13 protein-coding genes are annotated in these 15,114 nt (G+C 73.4%); 10 read left to right on the top strand and 3 right to left on the bottom strand.

What is annotated here, in order from left to right; translation table 11 throughout:
* From MICAU_RS21685 to MICAU_RS21670, 4 genes are all read left to right on the top strand, one after another.
* Positions 1-1,650, top strand: a complete 1,650-nt coding sequence (locus tag MICAU_RS21685; protein WP_013287484.1) for a CocE/NonD family hydrolase — start codon at positions 1-3, stop codon at positions 1,648-1,650.
* Positions 1,651-1,820: 170 nt separating this feature from the next.
* Positions 1,821-2,729, top strand: a complete 909-nt coding sequence (locus MICAU_RS21680) for a hypothetical protein (RefSeq protein ID WP_013287483.1) — start codon at positions 1,821-1,823, stop codon at positions 2,727-2,729.
* A 97-nt stretch (positions 2,730-2,826) separates the two neighbouring features.
* Positions 2,827-3,402: an ArsR/SmtB family transcription factor gene (locus MICAU_RS21675; protein ID WP_013287482.1), complete on the top strand. Its 576-nt coding sequence runs from the start codon at positions 2,827-2,829 to the stop codon at positions 3,400-3,402.
* Positions 3,399-4,673, top strand: coding sequence for an MFS transporter (locus MICAU_RS21670; protein WP_013287481.1), 1,275 nt, complete (start codon positions 3,399-3,401; stop codon positions 4,671-4,673). The genes MICAU_RS21675 and MICAU_RS21670 overlap by 4 nt, the downstream gene beginning before the upstream one ends.
* A gap of 49 nt (positions 4,674-4,722) precedes the next feature.
* Here the strand turns inward: MICAU_RS21670 and MICAU_RS21665 are convergent, their stop codons facing one another.
* Positions 4,723-4,926, bottom strand: coding sequence for a cold-shock protein (locus tag MICAU_RS21665; protein WP_013287480.1), 204 nt, complete (start codon positions 4,924-4,926; stop codon positions 4,723-4,725).
* Positions 4,927-5,106: 180 nt separating this feature from the next.
* Between MICAU_RS21665 and MICAU_RS21660 the strand changes: the two genes are divergently transcribed.
* Complete coding sequence (locus MICAU_RS21660; protein WP_013475868.1) at positions 5,107-5,781, top strand: class I SAM-dependent methyltransferase; 675 nt, start codon at positions 5,107-5,109, stop codon at positions 5,779-5,781.
* Positions 5,782-5,880: 99 nt separating this feature from the next.
* Positions 5,881-6,489 carry a DedA family protein gene (locus MICAU_RS21655; RefSeq protein WP_013287478.1) on the top strand — a complete coding sequence of 203 codons (609 nt, stop codon included), beginning with the start codon at positions 5,881-5,883 and terminating at the stop codon, positions 6,487-6,489.
* 45 nt (positions 6,490-6,534) lie between these two features.
* Here the strand turns inward: MICAU_RS21655 and MICAU_RS21650 are convergent, their stop codons facing one another.
* Both MICAU_RS21650 and MICAU_RS21645 read right to left on the bottom strand, forming a co-directional pair.
* Positions 6,535-7,188: an MBL fold metallo-hydrolase gene (locus MICAU_RS21650; RefSeq protein ID WP_041784581.1), complete on the bottom strand. Its 654-nt coding sequence runs from the start codon at positions 7,186-7,188 to the stop codon at positions 6,535-6,537.
* A gap of 8 nt (positions 7,189-7,196) precedes the next feature.
* Entirely contained in the window at positions 7,197-7,913 is a 717-nt protein-coding gene (locus MICAU_RS21645) for a maleylpyruvate isomerase family mycothiol-dependent enzyme (RefSeq protein ID WP_013287476.1), read from the bottom strand.
* 237 nt (positions 7,914-8,150) lie between these two features.
* Between MICAU_RS21645 and rsgA the strand changes: the two genes are divergently transcribed.
* From rsgA to uvrC, 4 genes are all read left to right on the top strand, one after another.
* Positions 8,151-9,230 (top strand): ribosome small subunit-dependent GTPase A, encoded by a 1,080-nt coding sequence (gene rsgA / locus MICAU_RS21640; protein ID WP_013287475.1) that lies wholly within the window; start codon positions 8,151-8,153, stop codon positions 9,228-9,230.
* A gap of 207 nt (positions 9,231-9,437) precedes the next feature.
* A complete protein-coding gene (gene uvrA, locus MICAU_RS21635; protein ID WP_013287474.1) occupies positions 9,438-12,380 on the top strand; it encodes an excinuclease ABC subunit UvrA in 2,943 nt (980 codons plus the stop codon).
* A 118-nt stretch (positions 12,381-12,498) separates the two neighbouring features.
* Entirely contained in the window at positions 12,499-12,987 is a 489-nt protein-coding gene (locus MICAU_RS21630; protein WP_013287473.1) for a Rieske (2Fe-2S) protein, read from the top strand.
* An 83-nt stretch (positions 12,988-13,070) separates the two neighbouring features.
* Positions 13,071-15,023, top strand: coding sequence for an excinuclease ABC subunit UvrC (gene uvrC / locus MICAU_RS21625; RefSeq protein WP_013287472.1), 1,953 nt, complete (start codon positions 13,071-13,073; stop codon positions 15,021-15,023).
* The last annotated feature ends 91 nt before the right edge of the window (positions 15,024-15,114 follow it).

Genomic DNA, 15,114 nt, shown 5'->3' with positions numbered 1-15,114 from the left:
ATGCGGCTGGTCACCCGGGCCGCCACCGCGGCGCTGCGACTGCCCGCCGCCCGCACCGGGCGGGTCGCCGTCACCCGGGACATCCCGGTCCGGGTACGCGACGGGGTGACGCTGCGCACCGACCACTACGCGCCCGGTCTGCCCGCCGCGCCGTGCGTGCTGATCCGCACCCCGTACGGGCGGGGCGGGCCGGTCCGGCTGCTGGGCCGCCTGATCGCCGAGCGGGGTTTCCACGTGGTGATCCAGTCGTGCCGCGGCACGTTCGGTTCCGGCGGCGAGTTCGCGCCGCTCGTGCACGAGCGCGACGACGGCCTGGACACGCTGGACTGGCTGCGCCGCCAGCGGTGGTGGACCGGCGCGTTCGGCATGTTCGGCGCCAGCTACCAGGGCTTCGTGCAGTGGGCGCTCGCCGCCGAGGCGGGCGACGAGCTGCGGGCGATGGTCGCCGTGGTGACCGCGTCGGCCACCCGCGACTCCACGTACGCGGGGGAGTCGTTCGCGCTGGACACGGTGCTCACCTGGGCCGAGCTGCTCCAGGCGCAGACGGTGCCCTGGCTGGCTCGGCAGTGGGAGCTCAAACGCGGCCAGCCCCGGCTCGCCCGCGCCCTGGCGCACCTGCCGCTGGCCGAGGCGGACCGGGTCGCCACCGGCGTGACGGTGCCGTTCTTCCAGGAGTGGCTGCGTCACCACACCCCCGACGCCGACTACTGGCGTACCCGGGTCTTCGGCGACCGGATCACCGAGGTCCGGGCCCCGGTGGCGATGGTCAGCGGCTGGCAGGACATCTTCCTGCCGGCCCAGCTCGACGACTACGCCCGTCTGCGGGCCGCCGGGACGCGGACCCGCCTGGTCGTCGGGCCGTGGACGCACGGCAGCCCGGGGCTGCTCCTGGCGTCGCTGCGGGAGGGCCTGGACTGGCTCGACACCCACCTGGCCGGGCGGCCCGGGCCGGAACGCGCGCCGGTACGGGTGCACGTCGGCGGCGACGGCGGCGGCTGGCGCGACCTGCCGGACTGGCCGCCACCGGCCACACCCGCGCGATGGCACCTGCGATCCGCCGGCGGGCTGGCCCCGGAACCGCAGGAGCACGGCGCACCGGACCGGATCTGGTACGACCCGGCCGACCCCACCCCGTCGCTCGGTGGCCCGCTGCTGGTGGCCCAGCGGGCCGGCGCGGTGGACAACCGGCCGGTCGAGGCGCGCCCGGACGTGCTCACCTACACCAGCGAGCCGCTGCGCGACCCGGTCGAGGTGGCCGGGCCGGTACGCGCCGAGATCCACCTGCGCAGCGAACTGTCGTACCTGGACGTGTTCGTGCGTCTGTGCGACGTGGACCGGCGCGGGCGCTCCTGGAACGTCTGCGACGGCCTGGTCCGCGTCGAGCCCGGGCGGTTCCCGCGTGATCCGTCCGGAGTGGTCACCGTGCCGGTGACGCTCTGGCCGACGGCGTACCGCTTCGCGTCCGGGCACCGGCTGCGGGTGCAGGTCTCCGGTGGCGCCCACCCCCGCTACGCGCGCAACCCCGGCACCGGTGAGCCGCTCGGCACCGCTGTGACCCTCCGTGCTGGCTGGCGGGAGATCCTCCACGATCGTGAGCATCCCTCGGTGTTGGTGCTGCCGCTCGTGCCGGCACCGTCCACAGCGGGCTGATAGTTCAAAAAAGCGCCCCTGAGCTGGGCACTTCTGCCTAACCGTGGTTAAGCTCGGAGCAAGTGCCCGGTGCCGTGCAGTTATCCGGCGGGGCGCGTCCGCGGATCGCATGTCATCACGCGGTGTGATTGTCGTGCCCTCGCCGGTCATCGATCGGAAGGGGAGCTGCCATGACGTCGGCCCCGGCGAACCTGCTGGCCGTCCGGAACCTGTTACTCACCTATCTCAACGTCGACAAGAACGCCGTACGCGCCGACGACCTGGAGCCGGCGGAGGTCGGCATCGTCGGCGACGTGAACCACCGTGGCGGTTACCACTGCGGCTCCGACCGGGTCGTCACGAACGACTACTCGGTGGTGGAGTCCAGCCGGGACCGGTCCGGGCTCACGTTGTACGCGTCAGCGCTGGACGTCGGCACGTTCTCGGTCCGCTCCGGCGGCGGCACGCACAACCTGCGGACCTTCTCCGCCTGGATGGTGGCGCAGTGCGCCGCGAACGCGGCCGACACCCGGGACATCCGGGAGATCATCTACTCCCCGGACGGGCGGACGGTGCGCCGCTGGGACCGGCTGGGACGGCGGACCGGCGGCGACAGCAGCCACCTGTTCCACACCCACTTCAGCTTCTTCCGCGACTCCACAAAGGCGGGGCGGGACCAGACCCCGCTGTTCCGCCGCTACCTCACCGCGATCGGGATGATCGCCGTCGTGAAACCGGAGGACGACATGGAACAGACCGACAAGCTCATCGGGAACACCGGCTCGAAGAGCCGTACGGTCGGCGACGTCCTGGCCGACCTGCAGAACCTGCGCAACTGGCTCATCTCGCCGGCGAACACCACCGGGCTGGTCAACCCGCCCATGGCGAACTCGCCGTTGCAGCAGATGCTGGCGATGCTGCGCGCCTGGCCGGCACTCGTGGCGCAGGTGAACGAGTTGTCCGGCAAGGACTTCACCGACGAGCAGCAGATCGTCTCCGGGGTGCTGGCCGGGCTGCCGCCGGAGAAGATCGCCGAGGCCATCCCGCCGCAGATCGCCCGGGACGTGGCCGACGAACTGTCCCGCCGGCTGACCGCCTGACCGTCCGGCGCCGCGACCGTCGTGTCGCGGCGCCCCGGTCCGGCTCATTCGGCAAGAGATATTGCGCAACAGCTCTTGCGAATGTCAGACTCGCCGGATGGAACAGCCCACGGTCCGGCAGGTCACCGACTCGCGGGTGCTCGCCGCGCTCGCCCACCCACTGCGCCGCCGGCTCATGGACGTGCTCAAGGTGTACGGCCCGTGCACAGTCGGCACGCTCGCCGAGCACACCGGCCAGGCGCCGGCGAACGTGAGCCACCACCTCAAGGTGCTCGCCGCCGCGGACCTGCTGGTCGAGGCGCCCGAGCTGGCCCGCGACCGCCGGGAACGCTGGTGGCGGCTGCGCGACCGGGGGGTGCGCTGGTCCAACAGCGACTTCGACGACGACCCGGCGGCCCGGGTGGTGGCCGACGCGGCCAGTTCACTCAACCTGGAGCGGCACGCCGAGCTGGTCCGCGCCTGGCAGGCGGCGCCCGACGAGGCGCACGCCGCGTGGGGCGAAGGGCCGTTCAGCACCGACAAGTGGCTGCACCTGACCCCGGACGAGCTGGCCGAACTCAGCCGCGAGGTGATCGAGCTGCTGGCCCGGTGGGCCGACCGGACGGTGCCCGACGACGGGCGCCGCCGCGAACCGGTCTTCGTGTTCGCCCACGGCGTCCCGGGCCGGCCGTGACCGCCACCGCGCGGACGTCCGGCCCGGTCGACGCGCCGCCCGGCGGCTTGTTCCGGCACCGCGACTTCCGGCTGCTCTGGACCGCCCACACGGTCAGCGCCGTGGGCAACAACATGACCGTCGTGGCGCTGCCGCTGGTCGCGGTCGCGGTGCTCGACGCGACCACGTTCCAGGTGGCGGTGCTCACCGCGGCGGCGTGGCTGCCGTGGCTGCTCGCCGGGCTGCCGGTCGGGGCGTGGGTCGACCGCGTCCGCCGCCGGCCCGTGATGATCGCCGCCGACCTGGTCGCCGCCGCGCTGTTCGCGAGCGTGCCGGTGGCCGCCCTGCTCGGCCTGCTCACCGTCGGCCACCTGCTGGTCGTGGCGCTGGGCGCCGGACTGGCCCGGGTCTTCTTCGAGACCGCCGACCAGGTCTACCTGCCCACGCTGCTGCGTCCCGGGCAGGTGCCCGAGGCCAACGCCCGCCTGCACGCCACCCAGACCGCGAGCTACCTGGTCGGGCCCGGGCTGGCCGGCCTGGTCGCCCAGCTCGTCGGCGCGGTGGCCGCGGTGGCGCTGGACGCGCTGAGCTTCCTGCTCTCCGCGCTGTGCCTGCGCCGCATCCGCGCGGCCGAACCCCGGCCGCACCGTCCCGCCGGGACGACGTCGCTGCGCCGCGAGGTCGCCGCCGGGCTGCGGTTCGTCGTCCGCGACCCGTACCTGCGGGTGCTGACGGTCTTCGGGGCGGCCAGCAACATCGGGCTCACCGGCTACCAGGCCGTGCTCGTGGTGTTCCTGGTCCGCTCGGCCGAGCTGCCCGCCGGGCTGGTCGGCCTCCTGATCGGACTCGCCAGCCTCGGCGGCGTGATCGGCGCCGCGCTGGCCGCGCGCCTGTCCCGGCGGCTCGGCAGCGCCCGGACGCTGCTGGTCGCCGGTGCCCTCACCGGCCCGCCCGCGCTGCTGATCCCGCTCGCCGGGCCCGGCGCGCGCACCGGCTGGCTGGTGCTCGGCGGGATCCTGGTGAGCCTCGGCGTCGCCGTCGGCAACGTGGTCAAGGGCAGTTTCCGGCAGACGTACACGCCGTACCGGCTGCTCGGCCGCGTCACGGTGAGCATGCAGCTGCTCAACTACGGGACGATTCCGCTGGCCGCCCTGCTCGCCGGGGCGCTGGGCGCGGCGTGGGGGCCGGGCGGCGCGATCCGGGTGATGACCGCCTGGCTGGCGCTGACCCCGCTGATCCTGCTGGCCGGGCCACTACGGAAACGGCGCGACCTGCCGGCCGCGCCGTTCTGAGGATGCACTGCGGCGGCGGTCGGAGCCCGACCGCCGCCACCGGCACGCGTTACATCGGACGAACGTTGTCCGCCTGCGGGCCCTTCTGCCCCTGGGTCACCTCGAACTCGACCTTCTGGCCCTCGTTCAGCTCGCGGTAGCCACTGCTCTGGATGGCCGAGTAGTGGACGAACACGTCCGGGCCTCCGCCGTCCTGCTCGATGAAGCCGAAGCCCTTTTCCGAGTTGAACCACTTGACCGTGCCGGTTGCCATGCGTCTCTCCCTGTTCAATGCGAGCGAGCACCGGCTCCGCGGCCGGTGATCGCCCTGTACCACCCTGACAGTAACCGTCCGGACCGGAATCCGCTGCCGGAAGCGCGCGGCGCGCCCGTGAATACGTGCGCGACCGGAAAAAGACCCCGCCGTCGGGCCGGGCACGGCATGCTTGCCCCGATGAGCAGGCAGACGGCTCTGGCCGACCTGGAGCAGGAGATCGCGGCGCCCGGCGGGGGCCCGGACCGCCTGCGCCTGGTCGGTACGCCGTTCGTGCCGGAGGTGCGCCTGTACCTGGCCGAGGACGCCATCCTGTGGTGGGCCCGGATGGAGGCCGCCGCCGGGCGGTCGCTGCCGCCGCCGTACTGGGCGTCGGTCTGGGCCGGTGGCCAGGCGCTCGCCCGGCACCTGCTGGACCACCCGGAGCTGGCCGCCGGGCGGCGGGTGCTCGACCTGGGGGCCGGCTCGGGGCTGGTCGCCATCGCCGCCGCGCTCGCCGGGGCCGACCAGGTCATCGCCAACGACATCGACCCGTACGCGGTGGCGGCGGTCACCGTCAATGCCCGGGCCAACCGGGTCCGGGTGACAGCCGACGGCGCCGACCTGCTCGACGGGGTGACCGGCGCCGACCTGCTGGTGGCAGGGGACGCCCTCTACGACGCGGGCCTGGCCGCCCGGGTCCTGCCCTACCTGCGGCGCTGCGCCGCGCACGGCGTGCAGGTGCTGGTCGGTGACCCGGACCGGGGCCACCTGCCGCCGGACGGGCTGGAACTGGTGGCGAGCTACCCGGTGCCGACCACCGAACCCTCGGTCGACTCCCCGGTACGCCGGGTGCAGGTGCTCCGGCCCCGATGAGCCCGGCTGACCCTAGGGGTCTCCCCGGCCGGGTGTCGGGGACCACTGGGGGATCATGCCCGATGCGCCCGCGTGCCGCCGCCGCATAGCGTGCAGCTCATGAACGAACTCGTGGCCGCCGCCGGTGAGCTGCCCACCACCCTGTTGATGGGGCTGCTCGGCGTGGTCATGCTCGCCGACGCCGTACCCCTGATCGGGGTGCTGGTGCCCGGCGACGCCGCGGTCCTGGCCGCGGTCGGCGCGGGTCGTCCGGCCGGTGGGGCGCTCACCGTCGCGGCGGTGGTCGCGGGCTGCCTGGTCGGCTGGTCGCTGAGTTTCTTCGCCGGCCGGCGCTGGGGCGGGCGGCTGCGGGACAGCCGGGTGGGCGGCTGGATCGGCGAGTCCCGCTGGGCCGCAGCCGAGACGCTGCTGCACCGCGGCGGAGGACGGATCGTGCTGGTGGCGCCGTTCCTGCCGGTGTTCAACGCGTTGCTGCCGCTGGCCGCGGGCGGGCTGCGGATGTCGTACCGGCGGTTCCTGGTCTGCGCGGCGGCCGGGGCGACCGCGTGGGCCGGGCTCTACGTGGCGCTGGGGCTCGCCGCGCGGGCGCTGACCGGCCTGCTCCCCGGGGCGCTCAACCCCACGGTGCTGACCATGGCGGTCGGGCTGCTGCTGGCCGGCCCGGTGCTGCTCGCCACCCGGCGCCGGCTGCGGGCGCTCACTGCCTGACCGCGCCCGGCCCGGCCGTCACGGGGGAGGCCGGGCCGGGCGTCCTCACCAGCCGCGGGCGCGCCACTGCGGCAACGCGGGCCGCTCGGCGCCGATGGTGCTGTCCTTGCCGTGGCCCGGGTAGAACCAGGTGTCGTCCGGCAGCCGGTCGAACAGCTTGGCCTCGACGTCGTCGATGAGCCGGCCGAAGCGCTCCGGATCCTGGTCCGTGTTTCCCACGCCACCCGGGAAGAGGGAGTCCCCGGTGAAGAGATGCGGGGTGCCGGCCGGGTCGCGGTAGAGCAGCGCGATCGAGCCCGGTGTGTGCCCGCGCAGGTGGATGACCTCCAGCCCGCAGTCACCGACCGGCACCGTGTCGCCGTCGGCGAGCCGCTCGGCCTCGATGGGCAGGCCCTCGGCGTCGTCGGCGTGCACCAGCGCGCGCGCCCCGGTCTTGGCCACCACCTCCTCCAGCGCGACCCAGTGGTCCATGTGCTGGTGGGTGGTCACCACGGCGGCCAGCCCGCCGTCGCCGACCAGCTCCAGCAGGCGCGGCGCCTCGTTCGCGGCGTCGATCAGCACCTGCTCGCCGGTGGCGTTGCAGCGCAGCAGATAGGCGTTGTTGTCCATCGGGCCCACCGACAGCTTGGTGACGGTGAGCCGGTCGAGCTCGCGCACGGCCGGCGGACCGCCGGGCGTGACGTCTCCGGTGTAGGTCATGACGATGTTCAGATCCATTCCGGTGGGTTCGGCAGGGGGCCGTCGGGTTCGACGGTGAGCAGCTCGCCCGCGCCCCGGCCGGTCAGCCAGGCGGCGAGTTCCGGCGCGGGGCCGGTGACCGTGGGCGCCCCCTCCGGGTCACCCACGACGAGTTCGGACGCCGCGCCGTCGAAACGCAGCACCATGGCCGGTGCGGCCGGGTTGCCGGCCAGCCCGGTCACCACCTCGTGCAGCAGCCGCTGGGCGAACGCCTCCGGCCAGTCCGCGGGCCGGTAACCGGCCGCCAGGTCGACGTGGTGCACCTCGACCTCGCGCAGCCGCCCCCAGACCAGCATCGCCGCCGGCCACGGGCCACGCCGGGTCTGCACCGTGGCGCCCCAGGCGTCCACGGGCATCGCCGCGACCGCCGCGTCGAAGCGCTGGCCGCTGCGGCGTACGTCGTCCAGCAGGTCGGCCGGGCCGCGGTCGGCGCCGGCGTCGATGTCGTCGGCGCGGGCCTGCGCCGAGGCGTACATCGGGATCTCCTCGCCGGTGCGCGCCGAGGTGAGCAGGTTGACGAACCCGTCGGCGTTGCGGGCCAGGTGGGTGAGCACGTGCGCGCGGGTCCAGCCCGGCAGCAGCGAGGGCGCCGCGACGTCCGCGGCGGTCAGACCGGACACGGTACGCAGCAGCCGGTCGTTCGCCTCGGCCAGCGCGCCGGTCAGCAGCAGGGGGTCGGCGGTCATCGCGTTCTCACCCGTCCGACCCTAGCGGGCCGGACCGGGCCGTGCCCGGGGGGAAATCGCTTTCGGCGCGTCGGCGTGCCACCTACCGTCGGGGCCGACGACATAGGGCCGGCGCCGGACGCGCCGGGCTCCACGTCGTCGGGTACGCGGCACCGGGAGTCGGAGGGGAGGTGGTGCGCATGCCGGTCGCAGCGCGTGTGTTCCGCCGTACCTCCCCTCGACACCGATGAGGACACCATGACTCTCGATCTGACCGCCCTCGGCTGGGACGCCGGCTGGGCGGCCCATCTCGACCGGCGCGCCGGCCACCGTCCCGGGCGGGTCGCCCGGGTGGACCGGGGCGTCTGCACCGTGCTGTGCCCGCAGGGGCCGGTGCGGGCCAGCCTCGGCGGCGGCGTGCTGTCCGCCGCCGCCCGCGACCTGACCGCGCTGCCCTGCGCGGGTGACTGGGTGCTGCTGTCCACCTGGCCGGACGGCCCGGTCACGGTGGAGGCGGTGCTGCCGCGGCGTACCGCGCTGGTGCGGCGTACCGCGGGCAAGGACGCCAGCGGCCAGGTGCTGGCCGCCAACCTCGACGCCGCCGCGGTGGTCGAGCCGGTGCACCCGGAACCGGACGCCGCGCGGATCGAACGGCTGCTCTCCCTGGTGCACGAATCCGGGGCGGAGCCGCTCGTCGTGCTCACCAAGGCCGACCTGGCCGCCGACCCGGCGGCGGTGGCCCGGCAACTGGCCGACCTCGCGCCGGGGGTGCCGGTGCTGCCGGTCAGCGCGGAGCGGGGCACCGGCCTGGCGCCGCTGCGCAGGCACGTCGCCCCGGGGCGCACGCTCGGCCTGCTCGGCCCCTCCGGCGCCGGCAAGTCGAGCCTGGTCAACGCGCTGGCCGGGGCGGACGTGATGCGCACCCAGGCGATCCGCCGGGTCGACGGCAAGGGCCGGCACACCACCACCTGGCGGTCGCTGGTGCCGCTGCCGGGTGGGGGAGCGGTGCTGGACACCCCGGGCGTACGGGCGGTCGGCCTGCTCGACGGCGCGGCCGGCCTGGACCGGGCGTTCGCCGACATCACCGAGCTGGCCGCCGGCTGCCGGTACGCCGACTGCGCCCACGACGCCGAGCCGGGCTGCGCGGTGCGGGCCGCGATGGACGACGGCGAGCTGCCGGTGCGCCGCTGGGAGAGCTGGCGCCGGTTGCAGCGGGAGATCGAGCACGAGGGCGGTCGCCGCGCGGCCCGGCTGGCGGCCGAACGGCGGGGCGGATGGCGGGCCGGGCGGCGACGCACCGGACGTCCGGCGACCCCGCCCACACCCGGGGCATTCTGAGCCGGCCCGGGCCGGTCGGGTGGACCTGCGTGGTTCCCGCCCGACCGGCCTGAGCTGGGGGAATGTTCGCGCGACGGAAGTTGTCATACGTCGGGGCTAGAGTTGCCGAGGCGTCTTTTCTGCGCCCGACAACCTGTGAAAACCACCCAGACCCGGCGTCTGGTGCACAGATCCGCCTCATATTCTTCTTCCGGGAGCACACGCACCGTGGCCGACCGACTGATCATCCGTGGCGCGCGCGAGCACAACCTGCGTGACGTCAGTCTCGACCTGCCCCGGGACGCCCTGATCGTCTTCACCGGGCTCTCCGGTTCGGGCAAGTCGAGCCTGGCGTTCGACACCATCTTCGCCGAGGGCCAGCGCCGCTACGTCGAGTCGCTGTCGTCGTACGCCCGGCAGTTCCTCGGCCAGATGGACAAGCCCGACGTCGACTTCATCGAGGGCCTCAGTCCCGCCGTCTCCATCGACCAGAAGTCCACCTCGCGCAACCCGCGCTCCACCGTCGGCACGATCACCGAGGTCTACGACTACCTCCGCCTGCTGTTCGCCCGCATCGGCGAGCCGCACTGCCCGATCTGCGGCGAGCGGATCTCCAAGCAGAGCCCGCAGCAGATCGTCGACCGCGTCCTGGCCATGGCCGAGGGCACCCGGTTCATGGTGCTCGCGCCGGTGGTGCGCGGCCGCAAGGGCGAGTACGTCGACCTGTTCGCCGAACTCCAGGCCAAGGGCTACGCCCGCGCCCGGGTCGACGGCGTGGTGCACCCGCTGACCGAGCCGCCGAAGCTCAAGAAGCAGGAGAAGCACACCATCGAGGTGGTGATCGACCGGCTCAGCGTCAAGCCGAGTGCCAAGCAGCGGCTCACCGACTCGGTCGAGGCCGCGCTCGGCCTGTCCGGCGGCCTGGTGCTGCTCGACTTCGTCGACCTGCCGGAGGACGACCCGGCCCGGGAGCGCCGCTACTCCGAGCACCTGGCCTGCCCGAACGACCACCCCCTCGCGATCGAGGATCTGGAACCCCGCGTCTTCTCCTTCAACGCCCCGTACGGCGCCTGCCCGGAGTGCACCGGCCTCGGCACCAAGAAGGAGGTGGACCCCGAGCTGGTCATCCCCGACCCGGAGCGCACGCTGCGCGAGGGCGCGATCCAGCCCTGGGCCACCGGCCACAACCTCGAATACTTCCTGCGGCTGCTGGAGGCGCTCGGCGAGGCCGAGCACTTCGACATCGACACCCCGTGGCGGGCGCTGCCGTCGCGGGCGCAGAAGACGATCCTGCACGGCTCCGACGACCAGGTGCACGTGCGCTACCGCAACAAGTACGGCCGTGAGCGCTCCTACTACACCGGCTTCGAGGGCGTGGTGCAGTGGATCGAGCGCCGGCACACCGACACCGAGTCGGAGTGGTCCCGGGACAAGTACGAGGGCTACATGCGGGACGTGCCCTGCGCGGCCTGCGGCGGCACCCGGCTCAAGCCGGAGGTGCTCGCGGTCACCCTGGCGGGCAAGAGCATCGCCGAGGTCTGCAACCTCTCCGTCGGCGAGGCGGCCGACCTGCTCGCCGGCATCGAGCTGACCGACCGGCAGAAGATGATCGCCGAGCGGGTCCTCAAGGAGATCAACGCCCGGCTGAAGTTCCTGCTCGACGTCGGTCTGGACTACCTCTCGCTGGACCGCCCGGCCGGCACGCTCTCCGGCGGTGAGGCCCAGCGCATCCGGCTGGCCACCCAGATCGGCTCCGGCCTGGTCGGCGTGCTCTACGTGCTCGACGAGCCGTCGATCGGCCTGCACCAGCGCGACAACCACCGGCTCATCGAGACGCTGCTGCGGCTGCGCGGCCTGGGCAACACGCTGATCGTGGTCGAGCACGACGAGGACACCATCCGGGTGGCGGACTGGATCGTCGACATCGGCCCGGGCGCGGGCGAGCACGGCGGCAAGATCGTGCACAGCGGGTCGGTGCCGGCGCTGCTGGACAACACCGAGTCGGTCACCGGGGCGTACCTGGCCGGGCGGAAGTCCATCCCGACGCCGGCCGCCCGCCGGCCGCAGACGCCGGGGCGCGAGCTGGTGGTGCACGGCGCGCGCGAGCACAACCTGCGCAACCTCACCGTGAGCTTCCCGCTCGGCCAGCTCATCGCGGTCACCGGCGTCAGCGGCTCGGGCAAGTCGACGCTGGTGAACGACATCCTCTACACCGTGCTCGCCAACCAGATCAACGGCGCCCGGCTGGTGCCCGGCCGGCACACCCGGATCACCGGCCTGGAGAACGTGGACAAGGTCGTCGGCGTGGACCAGTCGCCGATCGGGCGGACGCCGCGCTCCAACCCCGCCACGTACACCGGTGTCTGGGACCACATCCGCAAGCTCTTCGCCGAGACCACCGAGGCCAAGGTGCGCGGGTACGGCCCGGGCCGGTTCTCGTTCAACGTCAAGGGCGGGCGCTGCGAGGCGTGCTCCGGTGACGGCACGATCAAGATCGAGATGAACTTCCTGCCGGACGTCTACGTCCCCTGCGAGGTGTGCAAGGGCGCGCGCTACAACCGCGAGACGCTCGAGGTGCACTACAAGGGCAAGACGGTCGCCGAGGTGCTGGACATGCCGATCGAGGAGGCGGCCGAGTTCTTCTCCGCCATCCCGGCCATCCACCGGCACCTCAGGACGCTCGTCGACGTCGGCCTCGGCTACGTCCGCCTCGGCCAGCCCGCGCCGACGCTGTCCGGCGGTGAGGCGCAGCGCGTCAAGCTCGCCTCCGAACTCCAGAAGCGCTCCACCGGCCGCACCGTCTACGTGCTCGACGAGCCCACCACCGGCCTGCACTTCGAGGACATCCGCAAGCTGCTGATGGTGCTGGAGGGCCTGGTCGACAAGGGCAACACGGTCATCACCATCGAGCACAACCTCGACGTGATCAAGACGGCCGACTGGCTCATCGACATGGGCCCCGAGGGCGGCCACCGGGGCGGCACCGTGCTCGCCACCGGCACGCCGGAGGAGGTCGCCGAGGTGCCGGAGAGCCACACCGGGCAGTTCCTGCGGCCGATCCTCAAGCTCGACGGCGAGGCCAAGGGCGCCAAGGCGGCCACCACCCGGGCGGCCAAGGCCAACGGCAGCGCCAAGACGCGGACCCGCAAGGTCCCCGCCGGGGCGCGCTGACCCATCCGGTACGCGTTTTCGCAGGCCGGGCCGTCGGTGCCCGGTCTGTGACGCGCCAGTATGAACCGTGCCCCACGCTGGTGCGTGTTTCCGCAGTAAGCCGAGAGAAAGGCCGGATATGAGTGATGATCAGGCGCTGACCCGACCGGTCACCCAGAGCCGCCGTACCCTGCTCACCGGAGCCGGAGCGATCGGCGCGGCCGTGGTGCTCGCGGGCTGCGGCAGCGACGACGACGCGTCCCCCGGGCTCGCCCCGACCAGCGGCGGCCCGCCCGGCGCCACCGCGACCGGCGACGCCGGCGGCGGCGACCGTGACGGCGGCAGCGCGCTGGCGCGCACCTCGGACATCCCGGTGGGCGGCGGCGCCGTCTTCGCCAGCCAGGGCGTGGTGATCACGCAGCCCGAGGCCGGCCAGTTCAAGGCGTTCGACCCGATCTGCACGCACCAGCGCTGCCCGGTGTCGAACGTCGACGGCGGCACGATCAACTGCACCTGCCACAACAGCCGGTTCTCGATCGTCGACGGCTCGGTGAAGGGCGGCCCGGCCACCAAGCCGCTCGCGGCGAAGGAGATCAAGGTCGACGGCGACCAGATCACGCTGGCCTGACCCGTTCCGCGCCCCCGCCGGCCGGTCGTCGGCGGGGGCGCGGTGACGGTCGCGTGTCAGGGGTGCGGACTAGGCTTGACGCCGTGGCTGACCCCTCGACCTACCGTCCCGCGCCCGGCACCATCCCGGAGTCGCCAGGGGTCTACCGCTTCCGCGACGGCACCGGCCGGGTGATCTACGTCGGCAAGGCGCGCAACCTGCGCAGCCGGCTCAACTCCTACTTCGCCGACCCGGTCGGCCTGCACCAGCGCACCCGGCAGATGGTGTTCACCGCCGAGTCGGTCGACTGGATCACCGTCGCCACCGAGGTCGAGGCGCTCCAGCAGGAATACACCTGGATCAAGCAGTACGACCCCCGGTTCAACGTCCGCTACCGCGACGACAAGTCGTACCCCTATCTCGCGGTCACGCTCGACGAGGAATACCCCCGGTTGCAGGTGATGCGCGGCGTGAAGCGCAAGGGTGTGCGCTACTTCGGGCCGTACTCCCACGCCTGGGCCATCCGCGAGACGCTCGACCTGCTGCTGCGGGTCTTCCCGGCGCGGACCTGCTCGTCCGGGGTGTTCAAGCGGGCCGGCCAGGTCGGCCGGCCCTGCCTGCTCGGCTACATCGGCAAGTGCTCGGCGCCGTGCGTCGGCAGCGTCACCGCAGAACAGCACCGGGAGATCGTCGACGGCTTCTGCGACTTCATGGCCGGCCGCACCGACACCATGGTCCGGCGGCTGGAGAAGGAGATGCTCGACGCCAGCGAGCAGCTGGAGTTCGAGCGGGCCGCCCGGCTGCGCGACGACGTCGCGGCGCTGCGCCGGGCGATGGAGAAGCAGACGGTGGTGCTCGGCGACGGCACCGACGCCGACGTGGTCGCGTTCGCCGACGACCCGCTCGAAGCCGCCGTGCAGGTCTTCCACGTCCGCGGCGGCCGGGTGCGCGGCCAGCGCGGCTGGGTGGTGGAGAAGACCGAGGAGCTGACCACCGGCGACCTCGTGCACCACTTCTGCACCCAGGTGTACGGCGGCGAGCAGGGCGAGGCCGACGTGCCCCGCGAGCTGCTCGTCCCCGAGCTACCAGGCGACGCCGACGCGCTCGCCGACTGGCTCACCGCCCGCCGGGGCAGCCGGGTGTCGCTGCGGGTGCCGCAGCGCGGCGACAAGCGGTCGCTGCTGGAGACTGTCGAGCGCAACGCCAGGGACGCGCTGGCCCGGCACAAGCTCAAGCGGGCCGGTGACCTGACCACCCGCAGCCAGGCGCTCGACGAGATCGCCGACGCGCTCGCCATGAACACCTCACCGCTGCGCATCGAGTGCTTCGACGTGTCCCAGATTCAGGGCACCGACGTGGTCGCCAGCATGGTCGTGTTCGAGGACGGGCTGCCCCGCAAGAGCGAATACCGCCGGTTCATCGTGCGCGGCGCCACCGACGACCTGTCGGCCATGTCCGAGGTGCTGCGGCGGCGCTTCGCCCGCTACCTCGACGCCCGCGCCGAGACCGGTGAGCTGGGCGAGGAGACCGCCTCCGACCCCGACCGGCCCGGCATCGACCCGACCACCGGGCGACCGCGCAAGTTCGCGTACCCACCGCAGCTCGTCGTGGTCGACGGTGGCCCGCCCCAGGTCGCCGCCGCCGCGAAGGCGCTCGCCGAGCTGGGCATCGACGACGTGGCGCTGTGCGGGCTGGCGAAGCGGCTGGAGGAGGTCTGGCTGCCCGACGACGAGTTCCCGGTGATCCTGCCGCGCACCTCCGAGGCGCTCTACCTGCTGCAACGGGTCCGCGACGAGGCGCACCGCTTCGCCATCACGTTCCACAGGCAGCGGCGCTCCAAGCGGATGACCGAGTCGGCGCTGGACAACGTCCCCGGCCTCGGCGAGGTACGCCGCAAGGCGCTGCTGCGGCACTTCGGCTCACTGAAGCGGCTGTCGTCCGCCACGGTGGAGGAGATCACCGAAGTGCCCGGGGTGGGCCGGCGTACGGCCGAGGCGATCCTGGCCGCGCTGGACGGCTCCACCACCACCACCACCGAAGCCGCCCCCCGCCCCTGACCCGTTCCCCGGCTCCTGCCCGTTCCTGCTCGCGCCCGTTGTCCGGCCCGCCGGCAACGCCCGAGTGGAACACCATGGGTGTCTCCGCCCG

Origin of the sequence: Micromonospora aurantiaca ATCC 27029, from assembly GCF_000145235.1 — a bacterium.
GTDB classification, from domain to species: Bacteria; Actinomycetota; Actinomycetes; order Mycobacteriales; family Micromonosporaceae; genus Micromonospora; species Micromonospora aurantiaca.
Note: the sequence above shows the minus strand (reverse complement) of the source record. Positions and strands in the feature narration are given on the sequence as shown.